At 28.9% G+C, this 20269-nt stretch carries 18 protein-coding genes and 1 tRNA gene; 12 read left to right on the top strand and 7 right to left on the bottom strand.

Annotated elements, in window-relative coordinates:
* Positions 1-2: 2 nt before the first annotated feature.
* Positions 3-455 (bottom strand): thioredoxin-dependent thiol peroxidase, encoded by a 453-nt coding sequence (gene bcp / locus N2251_RS03480; protein WP_260585317.1) that lies wholly within the window; start codon positions 453-455, stop codon positions 3-5.
* Positions 456-489: 34 nt separating this feature from the next.
* Between bcp and N2251_RS03475 the strand changes: the two genes are divergently transcribed.
* Complete coding sequence (locus tag N2251_RS03475; protein WP_260585316.1) at positions 490-1146, top strand: endonuclease III domain-containing protein; 657 nt, start codon at positions 490-492, stop codon at positions 1144-1146.
* Positions 1147-1383: 237 nt separating this feature from the next.
* On the opposite strand, the gene N2251_RS03470 is transcribed toward N2251_RS03475, so the two are convergent.
* Entirely contained in the window at positions 1384-1971 is a 588-nt protein-coding gene (locus N2251_RS03470; protein ID WP_376740996.1) for an RNA polymerase sigma factor, read from the bottom strand.
* Between the two features lie 238 nt (positions 1972-2209).
* Here N2251_RS03470 and uvrA point away from each other — a divergent pair, with 238 nt between their 5' ends.
* Entirely contained in the window at positions 2210-4999 is a 2790-nt protein-coding gene (gene uvrA / locus N2251_RS03465; RefSeq protein ID WP_260585315.1) for an excinuclease ABC subunit UvrA, read from the top strand.
* 244 nt (positions 5000-5243) lie between these two features.
* Here uvrA and N2251_RS03460 read toward each other — a convergent pair whose 3' ends face one another.
* Together N2251_RS03460 and N2251_RS03455 are read right to left on the bottom strand one after the other, a co-directional pair.
* Complete coding sequence (locus N2251_RS03460; protein WP_260585314.1) at positions 5244-5876, bottom strand: HmuY family protein; 633 nt, start codon at positions 5874-5876, stop codon at positions 5244-5246.
* An 18-nt stretch (positions 5877-5894) separates the two neighbouring features.
* A complete protein-coding gene (locus tag N2251_RS03455; RefSeq protein WP_260585313.1) occupies positions 5895-7949 on the bottom strand; it encodes a TonB-dependent receptor plug domain-containing protein in 2055 nt (684 codons plus the stop codon).
* Between the two features lie 100 nt (positions 7950-8049).
* Here N2251_RS03455 and N2251_RS03450 point away from each other — a divergent pair, with 100 nt between their 5' ends.
* The 4 genes from N2251_RS03450 to N2251_RS03435 all read left to right on the top strand — a co-directional run bounded on the left by N2251_RS03450 (position 8050) and on the right by N2251_RS03435 (position 13138).
* A complete protein-coding gene (locus tag N2251_RS03450) occupies positions 8050-8952 on the top strand; it encodes a DUF6607 family protein (RefSeq protein ID WP_260585312.1) in 903 nt (300 codons plus the stop codon).
* A 9-nt stretch (positions 8953-8961) separates the two neighbouring features.
* A complete protein-coding gene (locus N2251_RS03445) occupies positions 8962-10446 on the top strand; it encodes an ankyrin repeat domain-containing protein (protein WP_260585311.1) in 1485 nt (494 codons plus the stop codon).
* 67 nt (positions 10447-10513) lie between these two features.
* Positions 10514-10945 (top strand): DUF2271 domain-containing protein, encoded by a 432-nt coding sequence (locus N2251_RS03440; RefSeq protein ID WP_260585345.1) that lies wholly within the window; start codon positions 10514-10516, stop codon positions 10943-10945.
* Positions 10946-10963: 18 nt separating this feature from the next.
* Positions 10964-13138 carry a PepSY domain-containing protein gene (locus tag N2251_RS03435; protein ID WP_260585310.1) on the top strand — a complete coding sequence of 725 codons (2175 nt, stop codon included), beginning with the start codon at positions 10964-10966 and terminating at the stop codon, positions 13136-13138.
* Positions 13139-13185: 47 nt separating this feature from the next.
* Here N2251_RS03435 and N2251_RS03430 read toward each other — a convergent pair whose 3' ends face one another.
* Entirely contained in the window at positions 13186-13716 is a 531-nt protein-coding gene (locus N2251_RS03430) for a hypothetical protein (RefSeq protein WP_260585309.1), read from the bottom strand.
* A gap of 221 nt (positions 13717-13937) precedes the next feature.
* Between N2251_RS03430 and N2251_RS03425 the strand changes: the two genes are divergently transcribed.
* The 5 genes from N2251_RS03425 (at position 13938) to N2251_RS03405 (ending at position 18764) form a co-directional block, all read left to right on the top strand.
* A complete protein-coding gene (locus N2251_RS03425) occupies positions 13938-14153 on the top strand; it encodes a hypothetical protein (protein WP_260585308.1) in 216 nt (71 codons plus the stop codon).
* A gap of 28 nt (positions 14154-14181) precedes the next feature.
* The gene (locus tag N2251_RS03420; protein WP_260585307.1) at positions 14182-15267 is read left to right on the top strand and encodes a hypothetical protein; all 1086 of its coding nucleotides are present in this window, start codon (positions 14182-14184) and stop codon (positions 15265-15267) included.
* A gap of 105 nt (positions 15268-15372) precedes the next feature.
* Positions 15373-17364, top strand: a complete 1992-nt coding sequence (locus tag N2251_RS03415; RefSeq protein ID WP_260585306.1) for a sensor histidine kinase — start codon at positions 15373-15375, stop codon at positions 17362-17364.
* Position 17365: 1 nt separating this feature from the next.
* A complete protein-coding gene (locus N2251_RS03410) occupies positions 17366-18115 on the top strand; it encodes a LytR/AlgR family response regulator transcription factor (RefSeq protein WP_260585305.1) in 750 nt (249 codons plus the stop codon).
* A gap of 91 nt (positions 18116-18206) precedes the next feature.
* The gene (locus tag N2251_RS03405) at positions 18207-18764 is read left to right on the top strand and encodes a YqgE/AlgH family protein (protein WP_260585304.1); all 558 of its coding nucleotides are present in this window, start codon (positions 18207-18209) and stop codon (positions 18762-18764) included.
* On the opposite strand, the gene N2251_RS03400 is transcribed toward N2251_RS03405, so the two are convergent.
* Together N2251_RS03400 and N2251_RS03395 are read right to left on the bottom strand one after the other, a co-directional pair.
* Positions 18761-19591 carry an aminotransferase class IV gene (locus N2251_RS03400; protein ID WP_260585303.1) on the bottom strand — a complete coding sequence of 277 codons (831 nt, stop codon included), beginning with the start codon at positions 19589-19591 and terminating at the stop codon, positions 18761-18763. The two genes, N2251_RS03405 and N2251_RS03400, sit on opposite strands and share 4 nt — an antisense overlap.
* 96 nt (positions 19592-19687) lie before the next feature.
* Positions 19688-20071: an START-like domain-containing protein gene (locus N2251_RS03395; RefSeq protein ID WP_260585302.1), complete on the bottom strand. Its 384-nt coding sequence runs from the start codon at positions 20069-20071 to the stop codon at positions 19688-19690.
* A gap of 105 nt (positions 20072-20176) precedes the next feature.
* On the opposite strand from N2251_RS03395, the gene N2251_RS03390 reads away from it, so the two are divergent.
* Positions 20177-20250, top strand: a tRNA-Met gene (locus N2251_RS03390).
* The last annotated feature ends 19 nt before the right edge of the window (positions 20251-20269 follow it).

The following is a 20269-nucleotide window of genomic DNA, read 5'->3' as shown; positions in this document are numbered from 1 at the left end:
TGTTATCCTAAAATCTGTTTAGCGTGTTCTTTTGTTTTTACTTTACTAATTACATCCTCTATAATACCGTTTTCATCAATTACAAAAGTAGTTCTGTGAATTCCGTCATATTCTTTTCCCATAAACTTCTTTGGGCCCCAAATACCAAACGCATTGATTACTTCTTTAGTTTCATCTGCTAGTAACGGAAAAGGTAATTCATGTTTATTAATCCAATTTTGTTGGCGCTTTGCAGAATCTGCACTAGCTCCTAAAACTTCATAACCTTTTGCTAAAAAAGATTGATAATTATCTCTTAAATCACACGCTTCATTTGTACAACCTGGCGTACTTGCTTTGGGATAAAAAAATAAAACTAACTTTTTACCTTTATAATCTGTAAGTTTTACTGTGTTTCCTTTTTCATCAACAGACTCGAAATTTGGTGCTTTATCTCCTATTTTTAATGTTGTCATAATTCGTATTTTTGTCGATATAAAGATAAAGAAAATGACCAAGGCAAACAAAGTTCAATTTGTGATAGATACATTAGAGAAATTGTATCCAGAAATACCAGTTCCTTTAGATCATAAAGATCCATATACCTTACTTATTGCCGTTTTATTGTCTGCACAATGTACTGATGTTCGTGTAAATAAAATTACACCTCTTTTATTCGCTAAAGCGGATAACCCTTACGATATGATAAAAATGACTGTAGAAGAAATTAAAGAAATCATTAGGCCTTGCGGCTTGTCACCTATGAAATCGAAAGGAATTTATGGTTTATCTAAAATATTAATCGAAAAACATAATGGAGAGGTTCCTGAGAGTTTTGAATTTTTAGAAGAATTACCTGCTGTAGGCCATAAAACTGCTGGCGTAGTAATGAGTCAGGCTTTCGGTGTTCCTGCTTTTCCAATAGATACACACATACATCGATTATTATATCGTTGGAATTTAACGAACGGTAAAAATGTAGCTCAAACTGAAAAAGATGCAAAACGATTATTTCCTAAAGAAATATGGAACGACCTTCACTTACAAATAATTTGGTACGGACGAGAATACTCTCCTGCTCGTGGTTGGGATTTAGATAATGATATTATTACTAAAACAATAGGAAGAAAAACCGTTTTAGATGAATACTATAAAAAAAGAGCATAAAAAAGCTTCAACCATAGTTGAAGCTTTTCCTCTCTTAATTCAAATTCAATTCAATGAGATAGTTTGATTTGGTTTTAACTACTTTTAACGATTTAGAAAAATTAATCAAAAATTGAATTGTTTCTTGTGTAGGTTTCATTTTAAAATCCGGAGATTTTTCTGAGTAAACTTGCATCATATATTCCCTTTATATATTTTGTTATCAAGTATTTAACGATGCTATTTCACTAATATTGTCTAATTTACTAATATTATTTTATTTTTCTCAATTATTTTTCTCAAATTAATTAAAGCATATCGCATTCTCCCTAAAGCCGTATTAATGCTTACTCCTGTATTCTCAGAAATTTCATTAAAACTCATATCATTATAAATACGCATCTTTAAAACTTCTTTTTGTTCTTCTGGCAATTCTTCTACCAAATCTCTAACATCAGCTAAAATTTGTTCTTTTATAATTTTATTTTCAGCATTTAAAGCACCATCTGTTAGTACAGAAAAAATATCAAAATCCTCTGTATTGTTAAAAGTTGGCATTCTATTATTTTTCCTGAAAAAATCGATAATTAAATTATGAGAAATCCTCATAACCCAAGGTAAAAATTTACCTTCTTCGTTGTAACGTCCTTTTTTAAGTGTTTTTATCACTTTAATAAAAGTATCTTGAAAAATATCTTCTGTAGTATCTCTATTCTGTACTTTGCTATATATAAAGCTATATAATCTTTGCTGATGGCGTTTAATTAGTAATTCAATCGCCAATTCTTTTCCATTAATGTAGTCTCGTACTAAAGCGCTATCGCTTACAACGTCTTTATGCATCATAATTACTTTTTTTAAGAACATCTTTCAATATTCTTCCGTTAAGGGGTGAATCGTTAAAAAGTAATTATTTAGCTATAGGCTTTTATTTATTGATTAGTAACTAGTTACAAATATTGTTTTTTTTATTAACAAATACAAGTATTCAATAAATTTTATCTAAAAATTTTAAAAAATTAATTGGTTATTCTCTTCTTTCATTTACAAAAATGGTATTTTTATGCCTTATTTTTTTGAATAGATGAAGACAGATATTTCTACCATTAATCCTAAGGAAAACATTATTATAAAAGGGGCAAAACTGCACAATTTAAAAAATATTGATGTTGTTATTCCTCGAAATAAATTAGTTGTAATAACAGGCCTTTCTGGTTCTGGAAAATCTTCTTTAGCTTTTGATACTTTGTATGCCGAAGGACAGCGTCGTTATGTAGAAAGTTTATCTTCATACGCACGTCAGTTTTTAGGAAAATTACACAAACCTAAAGTAGACTATATAAAAGGAATTGCTCCGGCAATTGCGATCGAACAAAAGGTAAACTCAACAAATCCAAGATCAACTGTAGGTACCTCAACCGAAATCTACGATTATATAAAACTATTATATGCTCGTATAGGTAAAACCATTTCGCCAATATCTGGTAATGAAGTAAAAAAACATACCGTTTCTGATGTACTTACTTTTGTTAAAAATTTCGAAGAACGCACCAAACTTTTATTATTAGCGCCAATTACCCTTAATGAAAACAGAGATTTAAAAACTGTTTTACAAGTATTAACGCAACAAGGTTACGCGCGATTAAAATATAATGATACTGTTTTAAGAATTGATGATTTTCCTATTGAAGATTATAATGATGAAGCTTTATTTTTAGTGGTTGATCGAATTGTTTTAAAACACGAAGAAGATTTTTACAATCGTTTAGGTGATGCTATTCAAACTGCTTTTTTTGAAGGAAAGGGATTCTGTTTAATAGAAAACTTAAATACCAATACTGTTACTGAATTTAGTAATAAATTTGAGTTAGACGGTATTTCTTTTTTAGAACCGAACACACATTTATTTAGCTTTAACAATCCATACGGAGCTTGCCCAACTTGTGAAGGTTATGGAAGCGTAATTGGAATTGATGAAGATTTAGTGATTCCGAATACAGGATTATCAATCTTTGAAGATGCTATTTTCCCTTTTAAAACTGATGCCTACAGAATATACAAAGAAGAACTAATTCTTAACGCTGAAACTTTTGAAATTCCTATTCATAAACCTTGGTTTGAACTTTCTGAAGCACAAAAAGAGCTTATTTGGAACGGAACAAATAAATTTGAAGGAATACATGATTTATTTAAAAAATTAGAAGAAAAAAGTTATAAAATTCAAAACAGAGTAATGCTTTCTCGCTATCGCGGAAAAACAACCTGTACCGATTGTAACGGTAAAAGATTGCGTAAAGAAGCCAACTACGTAAAAGTACACGATAAAATAATTTCTGACTTAGTTACACTTCCTTTAGATGAATTGGCTGTTTTTTTTAAGAACATAAACTTAAATGAAAACGACAAAAATATTGCGAAAAGATTGCTTACAGAAATTAATAATCGTTTGCTTTTTTTAACTGATGTTGGCTTAAAATATTTAACCTTAAATCGTACTTCTAACACACTTTCAGGTGGTGAAAGTCAACGTATAAACTTAGCCACTTCTTTAGGTAGTTCGCTCGTAGGATCTATGTATATTTTAGATGAACCAAGTATTGGTTTACATCCAAAAGATACAGAAAGACTTATTGAGGTTCTTAAAGATTTACGTGATTTAGGGAATACCGTTATTGTGGTTGAACATGATGAAGATATTATGAAAGAAGCTGATTATATTATTGATATCGGCCCTGAAGCAGGTACTTATGGCGGACACGTAGTTGCCGAAGGTACTTTTGATGCTATTATGAAATCAGATTCGTTAACGGCTAAATATTTATCCGAAGAATTAAAAATTGATATTCCAACTTCTCGCAGAACATCTAAAAACACCATTAATATTATTGGTGCACGAGAAAACAATCTTAAAAATATAGATGTTTCTTTTCCTTTAAATAACTTAACGGTAATTACAGGTGTTTCTGGTAGTGGGAAAAGTACGTTGGTTAAGAAAATTTTATATCCTGCAATGCAGAAAAAACTAAACGGATATGGAGATAAAGTTGGCCAATACACCAACATAACCGGAAGTTTTGATACAATAAAAAATATCGAATTTATTGATCAAAATCCGATTGGTCGCTCATCAAGATCAAACCCTGTTACTTATATAAAAGCTTACGATGATATTCGTAAATTATTATCAGACCAGAAACTATCTAACATAAGAAACTATCAACCAAAACATTTTTCTTTTAATGTAGAAGGTGGTCGTTGCGAGGTTTGTAAAGGCGAAGGCGAAGTTACGATTGAAATGCAATTTATGGCCGATGTACATTTACAATGTGATACTTGTAACGGTAAACGCTTTAAAAAAGAAGTGCTAGAAGTTACTTTCGGAGGAAAATCTATCGATGACATTTTAAACTCAACTATTGATGATGCTGTTGCTTTTTTCTCGGAACACGAACAACCTAAAATCGCTAAAAAACTAAAACCTTTGCAAGATGTTGGTTTAGGCTATGTACAATTAGGGCAATCATCATCAACCTTATCTGGTGGAGAAGCACAACGTATTAAACTAGCTTCTTTCTTAATAAAAGGAAACACTAAAGACAAAGCCTTATTTATTTTTGATGAACCTACAACCGGATTGCATTTTCATGATATTAAAAAACTATTAGCATCGTTTAATGCTTTAATCGAAAAAGGACATTCGATTATTGTAATTGAACATAATATTGAGTTAATAAAATGTGCCGATTATATTATTGATCTTGGTTTAGAAGGTGGTAAAAATGGAGGTAATTTAATTTTTACAGGAACTCCTGAAGAGTTAATTAAAAATAAAGCGTCTTATACCGCTAAGTATTTACAAGAGAAACTAAATTAATATAAGTTCGGTATAAGAAAAGCTGTCGATTCAAGTGAAATTAAGCAAGAATTTAATTATAGAAAACAACATTTTTGTTTTTTTTATTATACTTCTCGATACAATTTTCTATCTAAAATTACTCGAAGTGACAATTTAAAAATCAAAATTTTTATATCGAACACATATTAAACCAATAAAAAAGCTGCCTGATTAATAACCAGAACAGCTTTTCATTAACAAAAACTAACAAAATAATTAACAATTACTGAAGATTTTTATCTCCAGAACTAGGGTTATACACGTAATTAAATGTATAATATTGTGCGCCTGAATTTACAGGGTCTGCAGAATTTGAACTATCCATATCTTTATAATAACTTATAATTTCCATTTTAGCATAATGTCCGTCATTTGTTTTTACGACTATAATTTTTCCAGCCACAGGGTCTATACTATGATCAGTTCTATCATAAGAATACCATGTGGTTTTAGGTAATGCTAATGCATCAACAGCATCTTGTTTAAACGCGTTATCTAAAGGTGCTGTTTTAACATCTGAAAATACACTCTCTACTAATACTAAAGCTGCATCTTTTTTTCTTTCAGGCTCATTTGTAATTCCTGTAGCAACACCACCATTAACCAAAATAGTAGTTCCTCTAAATGCAATATCCCAATTATCACCTGTTGTTACTGCACCCGTACTAAAACTGAATTTAACAAACTCACCTGATGTTACTGCTGGATGTACAGATCGATCTGTTGTTTCTTTTGCATGTAAATTAACCACTTGCTTTGTAGAAACTTCATCTGGTACTATATCGTTATTTTCACTGCATGATACAGCTACAAAACTTAACATTGCAACGATTAAAATTGACTTTAAAATTCTCATTTTTTATTGATTTATATATTAAAAATTAAATTGGATTCTACCATAATAAGTGCTTCCTAAACGTAAAACACTATCGTTATTTTTGAAGGTGTTTTTATTTTCGGTTCCTTTTTCATCGAAAATATTATCAACACCAAGTTGAAGGTTCATTAAATCAAAAAATGTTTTTTGAATGGCAATATTTACTTGCATATTTCCTGCTACAAAATCGTCATACTCATCAATAATTCCTTGACTGTTATTTGTATCAAACAAAGCATATTTACTTCGGTACACTGCCCTAACATTTGCAGAAAAATCATATTGATAGTTTTCATAAAAAACTTTAAAGTTTGCCATGTGTTTAGACCTGTTTGGTAATCCGTAATAATTTGAAATTGTCATTTTTTCTGATGAAGATAATGGTGTTCTTCTGTAAAAAACCTTGCCTGACTTTATTAAATCTTCTTGCGATTTATCGCCCGTATCCAAAAATTGATACCCTCCTAAGATGTTAAAATTAGAGGATAGTTTATAATTCGCCTCTAGCTCCACCCCTTGCGTATATACTTTATTGATGTTTCTGTAAGAAAAAATACGTGTTCCAGCGGGCAACCCTATATCTGAGGCATTTAATTGCGTATCAAAAGTATCTATCAAGTCTTTAATATCATTTCTAAACAGGTTGATATTTACTTTTAATCCTGCTGCTGGTTTTAATTCAAATCCGAAGTTATACCCAATAGAACTTTCTGGTTTTAATTCTTTTTCTATGGATTGTATTTCTGGTAAATTACCATACAAATTGTGTAATGTTTGGGTTCCTAAAACCACATATCCGCTTGCGGAATTTCTAAAATTAAAATATAGCTGCCTAAAATCAGGTGCTTTAAATCCGTAACCTACCGATGCTTTTGTAGTAAGCCAATTGTTAATTTTATAGCTTGATGATATTTTTGGTGTAAATGCTGATTTATATTGATTACTATTTTCAAATCGAGTACCTATAATTACATTTAAATTTGGGGTAGGATTAAAATCAAACTGTCCAAAAACATAAGGTGTATCGTATTTTTTAGTGCCTTTAAATTCAGTTCTTTCTAAAGCGTCAAAATTAACCCCTACTCCTAAAATCAAAATTCCGTCATTAAACTTATTTGTCGATTTGATTTCTGGTCGTAACAAAGTTTGTTTATACAATGTTTCATCATTACTAAATACACTTTCTGCCTTATACTTTGTGGTATAAAAATTATAATCTAACTGCCATTTATCGCTTATTTCATGATTAATTGTAGCATTAACATTCCAATCGGTTTGTTTATTTTTATGTTGATTTTGTTGATAAAATCGATTCGCTACACTAACTTTTAGTAGATTAGAAAAATCGTAACTTAACTTTAAATCTCCTGTAAAATTTTGATGTGCTTCGGTTGTTTTTGGAGCAGTTTCAGGTGATAAATCAAAACCATTACTGGAGTTTAAATTTATTCCTGAAACCACACCAAACCCCTTTCTTTTCCACTGAACGTTTGTATTTATATCTAATTCGTTAGTAGCACCTCCTTTTATTAAATAACCAACAGAACCTTCTACTTTATCATTTTTAGGCTGCTCGGTAATTATATTAATTACACCACCTATTGCTTCAGATCCATACAAAGAAGAAGATGGTCCTTTAACAATTTCAATCTGTTTTATATTATTAACCGTTAATCTATTTAAATCGATGTTTCCAGAGGTTCTTCCTACAATCGGAACACCATCAATTAAAATTAAAGTATAATCTGCCGCAACACCTTGTAATTGGACTCCTTCTGAGCCTCCAAAGTCAGAAACTAAAGCGATTCCTGTTTGTTCTAACAAAATATCTTTTAAACGTATTGCACCCGATTTCACAAGCTGTTCTTTAGATATTAGCGTAACAGGCATTGGTATTGATGATAACTGTCGTTTAGTTCTTGTTGCTGTAACAATTACCTCTTCTAACTCATTTATTTCTAGAGCCTCGTTATTTTTAACTGTTTTTTCTTGCGAAAAAACAGTTAAACTTATAAAAGTTAAAAAACCTATTATTTTTCTATTTAGAAACATTCTTAATAATTTTCGACAAATATATTGTTTATTTTAAATCAATCTAAATAAAATTTATATTTTTGTCAAAAAATTAATTCAACTAAAAATAAATCATAAAATGAAAAAAGTATTATTAGGAAGCATGCTATTATTAACTGCTTTAACAATAAATGCTCAAAGTAAAAAAGCAAAAGACAAAGAAGCAATAAAAAAAATGTGCGGTTGTTTTGAAGTGACTTTTAATTTTGCGGAAACTTTTAATAATAGTAAAGATTCTTTATACAAGCCTTCAAAAACAAAAATTGCAAAAGGTTTAGAATGGGCACAATTAATCGAAGATGGTAAAAACAACATATCAATTCAACATTTACTGCAAGTAGGTAATCCTGCAAAGCCACATATTGTAAAACATTGGCGACAAGACTGGGCTTATCAAAATCAAAACTTTTATATGTTTAATGGAGATAATAACTGGCTATTTGAGAAAAAAACTAAAGCTGATGTAAAAAAACAATGGACACAAAAAGTATATCAGGTTGATGATAGTCCGCGTTACGAAGGCTCAGGAACTTGGGTACATGTAGATGGAAAAAGTTACTGGGAAAATACTACTGATGCGCCTTTACCTCGTAGAGAATACACTAAAAGAAGTGATTATAATGTAACCGAAAGAGGAAATCGTCATGAAATTACAAGCTATGGTTGGGTACACGATCAAGATAACAAGAAAATAATTAGAAAAGCAGACACTAAAGATATTGTATTAGCACATGAAAAAGGCTACAACACTTATGTTAAAGTAGCTGATAGTAAATGTAAAGCATCGCAAGATTGGTGGAAAAAAAACACCAACAAATGGCTATTAGTTAGGAGTAAATGGGATGAAGTTTATGGAAGAAACACCAATCTTTCTCTAGAGAAAAAAGTACAGAACAAACCATTATACAAACACTTATTTTCAGACCAAATAACCGAGCAACAACAAATAGATAAAACGATTGAATCTTTCGTTAAAAAATAAATAAAACACATGAAAAATTTACAATTTACATTTTTACTTGTTTTCATTACAAGTATGCTACAAGCACAAACAAAAAACGTTTTTTTGGATCGTGCTTTCTGGAAAACAAAACCAACTGTTGCTATTATTGATCAAAAAATAAAAGAAAACAATAATCCAAGTGCATTAACATCTAATGGATTTGATGCTGTTACTAATGCTATTTTAGCTGAAGCACCAAATACGAGCATAAAACACCTTCTTAAACAAAAAGGTAATGATGTAAATAAGCTAACACACGATAAAAGAACCTACGTGTTTTGGGCTGCTTATAAAGGAAATTTAGAATTAGTTAAACATCTTATTGATAATAAAGCGCGACTAGATTTAAAAGATTCTCATAATTTTTCACCGTTAACTTTTGCGGCAGCAGCAGGGCTAACCAACACAAAAATATACGATGTACTTATTAAAAACGGTATCGATATTAAAAATGATGTAAACGAAAATGGTGCTAATGCGTTGTTACTATTAATTCCTAATTTAAAAGATTTCGCCTTGGTTGATTATTTTACTGCAAAAGGATTGTCACTTACTAGTTTAGATAATGATGGTAACGGAGCGTTTAATTATGCAGCTAAAAATGGTAATAAAAAAATAGCTGAATTATTATTAAAAAAAGGAATCCCATATAAAAACCTAAATAAAAATGGTGGAAATGCCTTTTTGTTAGCTTCAAGAGGTTCTAGAAGTGGTTACAATTCACTAGAATTTTTCAAATATTTAGAAAATCTAGGCATCAACCCTAACATAACTAATAACCAAGGTAAAAATCCTATTCATAATTTAGCTTATGGAAATAAAGACATCGCTACTTTTAATTATTTTATATCAAAAGGAATAGATATCAATAAAGCTGATGTTAATGGAAATACTCCTTTAATAAATGCATCTAGAAGAAACTCTTTAGAGGTAATTAAGTTGTTAGTATCAAAAACTACAAATCTTAACCACACTAATAAAGAAGGAAAATCTGCCCTTACAAATAGCTTAAGCAACAGTTCTGAGATTGTTAAATTTTTATTAGAAAAAGGAGCCAAAACTACTATTGTTGACGCCAAAGGTAATAACCTTAACTATTACTTATTTAAAACTTTCAATGCTAAAAAAACAGCAGAATTTCAACAAAAACTAACGCTTTTAAAAACTAAAGGTTTAAATGTTGAACAAACGCAAAAAGACGGAAATACTTTATTTCATCTAGCTGTTAAAAAACAAAGTATTGCTATGCTAAATTTTATAGCTGATTATAAAATTGATATCAATACTAAAAACAAAAAAGGATTATCAGCATTACAGGAAGCTGTTTTAATTGCTAAAAATCAGAAAATCATAAAACATTTACTTAGTAAAGGAGCTGACAAAAATGTAAAAACAGATTTTGATGAAACTTTATATGATTTAGCTAAAGAAAATGAGAATCTAAAAAATACCGATATCAGTTTTTTAAAATAAACTCAAGTAATTAAACATAAATAACATGAAAAAAACACTTATAATTTTATTCTTGGCTTTCGGAGCGATGGCTTTTACTACTTCTGATGACGCTACTTATAAATGTATGATTCAATTAAAAAATTATACAGGCGAAGGTGCTTATATTACAGTTTCTTTATTAAACCCTGATGGCGAATATGAAAAAACGCTATATGTACAAGGTGATGATGAAGATTGGTATTCGGACATAACAGAATGGTGGAAGTTTCAAGGTACAAAAAGAGCTGATATTGATGCCATAACAGGAGCTACAGTTAGTGGAGGTAATAGAACCATTAGTATTCTTAAAATTCCGGAAAGCAAATTAAATAAAGGTTATAAAATTAGATTTGAATCTGCCGTAGAAGATCAAGAGTATTATAAAGACGATGTTCAATTTGAACTTACTACAGAAAACGTAAAAAACAAGATTGAAGGAAAAGGATTTATACGTTACATCCGCATGATTCCGCAATAATTAGTAAAATACCATTTAATGAAATTAACTACTTCTGTATGGAGGTATAGCCATTTAACACTGGCTATATCTTCATCTATTTTTATACTTATTGCTGCTATAACCGGTATAATTTTAAGTTTCGAACCGATATCGAATCAATTAAAACCGTATGCAGTAACTACTGATAATGTTTCCCTTTCTCAAACAATTTTTTCTTTAAAAAAAGAGTACAAAGAGGTAATTACTTTAGATGTTAATGAACATAATTTTGTTACCGTTGCCGTAATTACCAAAGACGGAAAAAATGAAACGTTTTACATTAATCCTAGTACTGGTAAAAAAATAAGTAGTGTTGTTTCTAAAGCATCTATTTTTAAATGGACAACCAATTTACATCGTTCTTTGTTTTTAAAATCTACTGGTCGTTTTTTAGTTGGTTTTTTCTCTTTCCTCCTATTTTTAATTACTATAACAGGAAGCATTCTTATCATTAAAAGACAAGGCGGAATTATACGTTTCTTCACTAAAGTTGTAAAGGAAGGTTTTAACCAATATTATCACGTAATTATTGGTCGATTCACCTTAATTCCTATATTAATAATTACAGTAACCGGGGTATATTTATCTCTAGAAAAATTTTCTCTTTTACCTAAAAACAACATTAACCATACTTTTGACTTTTCAGATATTTCTTCGGATAAAAAAATTGCCACTGAGGAGTTTTCCATCTTTAAAGACATTCAATTAAATGAAGTTAAAAGTATTGAATTTCCATTTTCTGACGATGCCGAAGATTATTTTTTCTTAAAATTAAAAACCAAAGAGCTTATTGTTCATCAATATTCTGGTGAAATTATTAGTGCAAAAAAATTACATTTAACACAAATACTATCCGATTGGAGTTTGTTTTTACATACTGGTCGTAGTACTATTATTTGGCCCATAATTTTACTTTTATCCTGTGTTGCTATTTTATTTTTTATCTATTCTGGTTTTGCCATGACGTTAGAAAGAAAACGTAAAAGCTCATTACCTAAAAACAAGTTTAAAAAAGAAAATTCAGAAATTATTATATTAGTTGGCTCAGAAACAGGCAGTACTTTTAGTATTGCGTCTTCTTTATACAATGCTTTAATTACTGATAAAAAAACTGTTTATATAGACCATTTAAACAACTACACATCTTATAATAAAGCAACCCAATTAATTCTTTTGACGGCAACTTATGGCGAAGGACAACCTCCTTCAAATGCAAATAACTTCTTAGCATTAGTTGAAAAAATTGAACAGCCAAATTCCATAAATTATGCTGTAATTGGTTTTGGCTCATTAGCATATCCTGAATATTGCAAGTTTGCTATTGATGTTAATAATGCTTTAAAAACAAACAAAAACTTTACGTCTGTTTTATCTCTTTATAAAATTAACAATCAAAATTTTAATGATTTTAAAACTTGGGGAATACAATGGTCTCAAAAAACAAATATCGACTTACAACTAAAACAAAAGCTAGTTAAACCTAAAAAACAGCAAGCTTTTACAGTGAAATCTATCACAAATTTAAATATCGACAACTCATTTTTAATTCGTTTAAAACCTTCTAAAAAAATACATTTTTCTTCTGGAGATTTATTAGCCATTACTCCTAAAAAAGATAACTTGAAACGCTTATATTCTGTCGGAAAAATTAATGATGATATTTTATTAAGTATTAAAAAACATGAGTTCGGAGTATGTTCTAATTTACTTTTCAATCTTACAACAGCAAATACTTTACTTGCTAGAATTGAAAAAAACAAAACGTTTCATTTTTCTGAAAAATCAAAAAAAACAATTCTAATAGCCAACGGAACAGGTATTGCTCCTTTTTTAGGAATGTTAAACAATCCTTTAAAAACTCATTTATTTTGGGGAGCAAGAACTAAAGAATCATTAAAAATGTATGCGCCGTTTTTAACAAATTTAAATGAAGAAAATATTCATATTGCTTACTCACAAGAGCAAAATAAAGAATACGTACAAGATCTTATTTTAAAGGAACAAGCCTTAATTGCATCAACTTTAAAAAATAATGGAACCATAATGATTTGTGGCTCTATTAGTATGATGAATGGTGTTATAAAAGTTTTAGAAAAAATTTCTTTACATCAATTAAACACTCCGTTGAGTACTTTTAAAAAAACGAATCAAATTAAAACCGATTGTTATTAACGATAATTATATTATTTATTCGATTAAATTTTAATCAAATAATTAGACTAACAATTAACTAAATCATTATATATCTCGCCTAATATTTTATTTAAATTATTTTTTCTCTTTAACAACTCCAGATTACTATAAATATTATTTTTTAAATCTTCTTTATCATTATCTATATTTATTCTAATTTCGACTTCTCCATTTCTTTCAGTATATGAAAGAAAAAGTAAATTGTTTCTATCTAAATTATTTACATCTCGATAATCAATAGCTACTTTTGAATGTGCCATGTAATTTCTTATTTTCTTTAAATAATCTAAATCAGATCTAACACTATCAGTCGTATTGATAAATAGTTCCTTTTTATGTAGAGAATTAAATAAATTAATTTTTTTTTCAAAAGTTAACGTATCAGAAAATAAATATTTTTCTAGGGTTTCTTTTACTTCTTTGGTCTCTCCTAGAAAATTAATTAAAATTTTAGAAATTAAAAATTCCGTATTAATTGCAATGTTTAGAATATCTGACCTAAACTTATTTGATTTTTTTTCTTTTTCTTTAAAAAAAATATCTTTATCCTTTTTCATTTATTTAAAAATTATAATTGTCACAATTTATATAAAAATATATGAAATAAATAAAGGTATCATCTATATTAAAAGCAACACCTTATAAATTATACTCTTACTTTATTATTTCAGAGAATACTTCATTTTTCAACGAATTCTAATTTATCTACTACGAATTCTAATTAACTTCAAATTACACCTTACTTCCTCGCTAATTTTGACTGTATAAAACAAATATTATGTGGTCAGACAACAATTACTCATCAGTATTAAAAATGTATTTAAGCAAATATAACAGCTTAAAATTACAGATAAACAACAACGGATTAATAGCTTCTGTTGAAAAACAAAAAAATGGGTTGTGGATTAGCGACAGAAACCTGCCAAACATTTTAAATAAACTATCTACAAATTTTAATTTAGAGAAGAACGTGACGATCATATTACAACAATAACAAAATAATAACCTTAAAAACAATACCTATGAAACAACACATTTTAAAAGTAGGAATGGTAATGGGATTACTACTACTAATCGGAACATTTACAAGCTGTAATGAAACAAAAAAAGGTGACACACAAGAGCTGGGAAATATTGCTAAAAAAGAAGAAACTGTAAACAAAATTAATTTAAGTTCAAGAAAACCTATTGTATTTATTGCTGGATACGATAAAAATGAAAGTAAGTTTTACGACAGTGCTAGGGCTTATTTTAAAGAAAAAAACTATCGTGTTATAAATGAAGAATATTCGTTAGAAGAAATTATTACGTGGATGAACAATAACGCAACTAAAAATCCGTACGGTGATATTCATATTGTTAATTACAACAATCCTTTTAAAGGAATGCATCTTGAAACTGTTATTAACGGAGAAAAAATCACAACAGAATCTTTACAAAAAAGTATCGCTAAAGGTAATTTACCAACCTTAAAAGAAGTGATTAACACAGATACAAAAATTGTATTTCATTCAAACGGATTAGGTAAAAACGGAGCACTTTTAAATAGTTTAAAGCAAGCTTTTTCTACGAATGAAGTTCCGCAAGTTGTAGCTTCACCTTACTTTAATGTATTTGGAGGCGAGTTTTCGAATCATTATTTAGCAGCGCCATACTACGTATTTTATCCGACAGCTAATTCGCCAGGGAAAGTAGATTTATCTAAAGAGATTGCTAAAAAATATCCAAAGGAAAGAGAGATCGAATGGTTTGATGCTTTAACAAACGAAAGAGAACGTTATATTGGTGAACCATACACAAAACAATTTAGCGTACCGGTAAATTTAGAGCTTGATTATTTACATTCGGATGAAGAAATTCCAACTTTTGTAATGCAAGAAGAAATTATGGATTTTATTGCCAATGATGAAGACTTAATGAAAAAGATGAATAAATTAAATATTCCTGTTGAAAAATTTAGATGGACTTATAAAATAAAAGATAGTAAATTACTTATTAAAGGAAAAACATCTGTGTTATGCGTATTAAAACCCTTAACAAAACCTTATGGAGATTTAAAACACCTGAAACCAGATACAAATAACAAACGTTTGTATGCTATGAAATAAATATACAGGGGAACGTCATTGCGAACAAAGTAAAGCAATCTATATTAAAAGATTACTTTAACATACTTTATCGCGATGACGTTTAAATTAGTTAAGTTTGTTTATATGAAATTTTTTCAGAATTTATTATTGCTTATCATCACATCGATTGCAACCAACGCAACTGGGCAATTAAACACACCTAAAAACTATAATTTAAACAACGGATTACCAAGTTTAGCGGTAACAGCTATCGCTCAAGATAATATTGGTTATTTATGGTTTACAACCAATAAAGGTATTGCTCGTTTTGATGGAAATGACTTTATTACTTATACCAAAAAAGAAGGCTTAATTTCCAATAAAACAACAGTTGTTAGTGCTACAAAAAACACGCTATTTATTGGTACCGATAACGGATTAAGTATCAGAAAAAATAATAAGTTTCGTAATTTTGAAGACAAAAAAATAAACTACGTATTAACAACATCGCAACATACTTTTTTAGGAACAGACAAAGGAATACTTAGAGTTCGTGAAGATTTCCTTTCAAACATTCGAACCAATTTTCAGATTGATTTAAATAAAATAAACGATTTAAAGTTTGATGGTTCTTTTTATTGGATTGCGACCAACAAAGGGTTGTGGAAACTAGATAAATTAATTAATCCGACTCTTTTAAAAAGAATAGACTTAGGTAATTACACTTCTATTCTCCTTCATAAAAAAAACATCGTTACAACTACTTACAATAACGGCATTAAATTAATTGTTAACGGTGAAATTAAAACGATAACAAGTTCATTAAAAAAGATAAAAGGTATTCAATTTATAAATAATCAATTTTGGATTCTTACAAAAGATGAAGGAATTGAACTCCTTGATAGAAATTTCAACTTCATAAAAAGCATCAATAAATACAATACGTTAAAAACAAATCAAATAAATGCTGTTTTTCAAGATCAACAAAAAAATATTTGGATCGCAACGAATAACCAAGGTATATACAAACTAAATAGTGAGGTTTCAACTCAAAAAAAACCAATAATTACATTTCAAAATATCGAGGTTGTTTACAAATCTTTAGACAGTATAAACATTAATAAGTACAACAGAACGTTACAATTAAAACCTTCAAAAAACCATATTTCATTTACCTACAAAACGGTGAATATAAATAACCCCAAAAATATTTTATATCGTTATAAATTAAATAGTGAATTTAGTAATTGGACAACCAAAAATACTGTTGATTTACCTTATTTAAATCCAGGAAACTATACTTTTTCAGTACAATCTAAAATTGATAAAAAAACAAGCACACCTATACAGTTTCATTTTTTTATTGATACTCCAATACATCAAAAAAGTTGGTTCATATGGGGGATTATTGCCATAACGACACTTTTTTTAATCGGAATAATTTTCTTTTACATTCGAAAAATTAAAGCCAAAAACAATGCTAAAGTAAAAAAATTACAACTAGAGAATCATTTGTTATCTCTCGAACAAAAAGCCTTGCAATTACAAATGAATCCGCATTTTATTTTTAATGTTTTAAACGGAATTAAAGCCTTAGGGAATTCAGGAAAATCAATAGAACTAAATACAACGATAAGTAAATTTGCTACCCTACTACGTGGTGTTTTAAATAACTCTAGACAAGAAGAAATAAGCTTAGCTGAAGAAATATCAGTACTAAAAAACTATATCGAATTAGAACAACAAATGAATTCAAATGCTTTTGAATATCAAATCACTACAGATTTAAATATCGATTCTGAAGAAATATTAATTCCGCCAATGCTTATTCAACCTTTTGTAGAAAACAGCATCAAACATGCTTTTAAAACAAAAAAAATGGGGAAAATTACGATTGATTTCTCAACCAAAAACCAATTTTTACAATGTACTATTATTGATAATGGTATTGGGATTCATCAATCAAAAAAACACAAAAATTCAAGTTCTCATAATTCGGTTGCCATTAAAATTACTGAAGAACGTATTAGATCGTTGTCTAAAAAAAGCTTTTTTAGTATTGATGAAATCATCGAAAAAAAGAACCCAACCGGAACAAAAGTATCTTTTAAAATCCCTTTAAAAACCGATTTTTAACATGAGTAAACTAACTGCTATTATTGTTGACGATATGCCATCTGCTTTAAAAATGTTGCAAAACGACATTATAAAGCATCATAAAGAAATTGAAATAATTGGTACCGCAAAAAGTGTGGTAGAAGCAGCTGTATTATTAAGAAAAAAACAACCAGATATTCTATTTTTAGATATCATGCTTGGTGATGGTACTGGGTTTGATATACTTGAAATTCATCCTAATTTATCTTCAAAAATTATATTTGTAACTGCTAGTGACGAATTTGCTATTAAAGCTTTTAAATTCGCTGCTATCGATTATATTTTAAAACCTTATTCAAACGAAGATTTATCAAACGCAATTAATAAAGCTAAAATTCAAATTAAGCCAGATAAAGAACAATTAACTGTTTTAAAACAATCGATAAATCAGCCGAATCAACGTCCTAAAAAGATTTCCTTAAGCACTTCTGACAAAATTATTGTAGTTAATTTAGATGATATTATCCGTTGTAAGTCCGATAATAACTATACGGAGTTCTTTTTAATCGATAATCAAAAAATTTTAGTAGGCAAAACGCTCAAGTATTTTGCAGACATGCTAAAAGAGTTTGACTTTATAAGAGTACACCAAAGTCATTTAATTAACACGCAGTATATCAAAGAGTTCATTAAATCAGATGGAGGTTATTTAGTTTTAAAAAATAAAAAAACGATTCCTGTATCGGTTAGAAAACGTAATGAAGTTATTCTAAAATTAGAAAAAATATAACTCTTTTCTTGTTATTTTTTATATATTTTAACAATTGTGTTAAAATTTTATTAAATTTTACTTATTTTAGTAACATAAATAATTAATTATTATGGTTGCACTTAAACCCGAAAAAGGCAGATTATTAATTGCAGAGCCTACTATTTTAAATGATAGTTCTTTTAAACGAACTATTATTTTATTAACCGAACATACTTCAAAAAATGCTGTTGGCTTTATTTTAAACAGACCTTTAGAACATGTTTTAAGTGATTTAGTACCCGAAATTGATTGTGATTTTACAATATATCAAGGTGGCCCTGTAGAACAAGATAATTTATATTTTATACATAAAGTACCAGAGTTAATTCCGAATAGCATTGAAGTTGCTAATGGTATTTATTGGGGTGGTAATTTTGAGCTTTTAAAAGAACTTTTAATAGGCAATAAATTAAAGCCTACCGATATTCGTTTCTTTTTAGGATATTCTGGCTGGGAAACTAATCAGCTAGAAGATGAGTTAAATACTGATTCTTGGTTTATTTCAGAAAACGACTATGCAAACATCTTAACAAGTAATGACAAAAGCTTATGGAAAGATAAATTGCTTCAAAAAGGTGGTAAATATAAAATTTGGGCGAATGCTCCCAGCGATGTTCAAATGAATTAACCTGTTATCGTTAATAATTTAAGACTACTTTTTATTTTATTTGTTATTTCTGTTTTAAACTCCTTCTTTCGATAATTTGTAACCGACTGAATACCTACAATAGCGTTGGTAATAAAAACCTCATCTGCTTTTTGTAATTCAAAAGGAGAAATTACAGTCTCTTTAATAGTATAATCAGGATGTTTTTCTAAAATTTCAATTACTTTCTTTCTAATTATTCCTTTTATGCATCCCTCTGTTAAAGCTGGTGTTTTTATAATTGAATCTTTTATTATAAATACATTTCCGTTGGTTACTTCAACAACTCCCTTTCGTTCATTTAACAACACACAATTATCTAAATCGTTTTCATCAGCAAAAATAGCAGACAAAGTATTTAGCATTCTGTTTGTAGTTTTTATGGTTGATAATAAGCCCGAATAATTATAAAAATCCTTAAATAAATCTACCTTATAACTAGATTTTTCTACATAACTAAATTCAGATGCTTCTATTAAATAATCGATTTCATTCGATTTCGGATTATACAATCCTCCATCTTTTCTATAAACAGTTAATCGGACTCTATAATTTTCAGCCTTCGGAAGTACTTTTGTAGTCTTTAAAATTTCTTCTTGTAAGAATTCAAGCGTAAATTTCATCGGTATTTTCATACGCAACATTCTCATTGATGCCATCAATCTAAAATAATGATCTTCAATAAAAACAACTTTCGCATTAAGTACTCTTACCGTATCGAAAATAGCATCACCATATTTAAAGGCTCTATTATCATTAGATAATTGTAATTCTTTTGCTGATATTATTTTCCCGTTAAAATTTAGCATCTCTCAAAAAATTTGATTGCAAATTTACAGCTTAGGTAATTATTAGCCATAAAAAAACTCGACAAAATGTCGAGTTTTTAATATCTTAGATAGAAATTAAGCTCCAATACTATTTTTTAAGCTTTCAATTTGACTTTCCCACAACATTTTTGCTTCTTCCACAGCATCTTCATCATCAGCAAAATCAGTAACAATTACCGCTACATCTTTGGTTAATGCGTCTACTTCTATTCTAAATTCAAAATAACTTTCATCATCTTCACTTTCAACCCACTTAAATTTTATGCGTTCATTGTTTTTTTTCGCTAATATTTTGGCCTCTTCCTCAGAATCGTCCCACATAAAAGTGATTAATTTTCCTCGAGAATTCACTCTATCTGCAAACCACTCTTCTAATCCTGAAGGAGTTGCTAAGCTATTATACAACATACTTGGTGATGCGTGTATAGGAAACTCTAATTCGAACTTTACTTTATTCATTTGTTTTTTTCTTAAGGCGGCAATATATATCTTTATTTTTTTAAAAAAAAATCACATTTATTTGTTGCTTAAAAACAAATAAGTTCTATCTTTGCAGCCGCAAATGGCGAGATAGCTCAGTTGGTTAGAGCGCAGGATTCATAACCCTGAGGTCGGCAGTTCAAATCTGCTTCTCGCTACAAAACTCAAACTTAACGG

This window comes from Tenacibaculum haliotis, assembly GCF_025215075.1.
Taxonomy (GTDB): Bacteria; Bacteroidota; Bacteroidia; order Flavobacteriales; family Flavobacteriaceae; genus Polaribacter; species Polaribacter haliotis_B.
The sequence above is the reverse complement of the archived record's forward strand: the minus strand, read 5'-3'. Positions and strand labels throughout refer to the sequence as shown.

Bases quoted from the DNA above. Each gene is read 5' to 3' on its own strand.
- N2251_RS03440 (WP_260585345.1), top strand. From the start codon at position 10,514: ATGGCTTTTACTACTTCTGATGACGCTACTTATAAATGTATGATTCAA.
- N2251_RS03430 (WP_260585309.1), bottom strand. From the start codon at position 13,716: ATGAAAAAGGATAAAGATATTTTTTTTAAAGAAAAAGAAAAAAAATCA.
- N2251_RS03400 (WP_260585303.1), bottom strand. From the start codon at position 19,591: ATGCTAAATTTTAACGGGAAAATAATATCAGCAAAAGAATTACAATTA.
- N2251_RS03405 (WP_260585304.1), top strand. From the start codon at position 18,207: ATGGTTGCACTTAAACCCGAAAAAGGCAGATTATTAATTGCAGAGCCT.
- bcp (WP_260585317.1), bottom strand. From the start codon at position 455: ATGACAACATTAAAAATAGGAGATAAAGCACCAAATTTCGAGTCTGTT.
- N2251_RS03455 (WP_260585313.1), bottom strand. From the start codon at position 7,949: ATGTTTCTAAATAGAAAAATAATAGGTTTTTTAACTTTTATAAGTTTA.
- N2251_RS03395 (WP_260585302.1), bottom strand. From the start codon at position 20,071: ATGAATAAAGTAAAGTTCGAATTAGAGTTTCCTATACACGCATCACCA.
- N2251_RS03475 (WP_260585316.1), top strand. From the start codon at position 490: ATGACCAAGGCAAACAAAGTTCAATTTGTGATAGATACATTAGAGAAA.
- N2251_RS03460 (WP_260585314.1), bottom strand. From the start codon at position 5,876: ATGAGAATTTTAAAGTCAATTTTAATCGTTGCAATGTTAAGTTTTGTA.
- N2251_RS03450 (WP_260585312.1), top strand. From the start codon at position 8,050: ATGAAAAAAGTATTATTAGGAAGCATGCTATTATTAACTGCTTTAACA.
- uvrA (WP_260585315.1), top strand. From the start codon at position 2,210: ATGAAGACAGATATTTCTACCATTAATCCTAAGGAAAACATTATTATA.
- N2251_RS03445 (WP_260585311.1), top strand. From the start codon at position 8,962: ATGAAAAATTTACAATTTACATTTTTACTTGTTTTCATTACAAGTATG.
- N2251_RS03425 (WP_260585308.1), top strand. From the start codon at position 13,938: ATGTGGTCAGACAACAATTACTCATCAGTATTAAAAATGTATTTAAGC.
- N2251_RS03470 (WP_376740996.1), bottom strand. From the start codon at position 1,971: ATGATGCATAAAGACGTTGTAAGCGATAGCGCTTTAGTACGAGACTAC.
- N2251_RS03415 (WP_260585306.1), top strand. From the start codon at position 15,373: ATGAAATTTTTTCAGAATTTATTATTGCTTATCATCACATCGATTGCA.
- N2251_RS03410 (WP_260585305.1), top strand. From the start codon at position 17,366: ATGAGTAAACTAACTGCTATTATTGTTGACGATATGCCATCTGCTTTA.
- N2251_RS03420 (WP_260585307.1), top strand. From the start codon at position 14,182: ATGAAACAACACATTTTAAAAGTAGGAATGGTAATGGGATTACTACTA.
- N2251_RS03435 (WP_260585310.1), top strand. From the start codon at position 10,964: ATGAAATTAACTACTTCTGTATGGAGGTATAGCCATTTAACACTGGCT.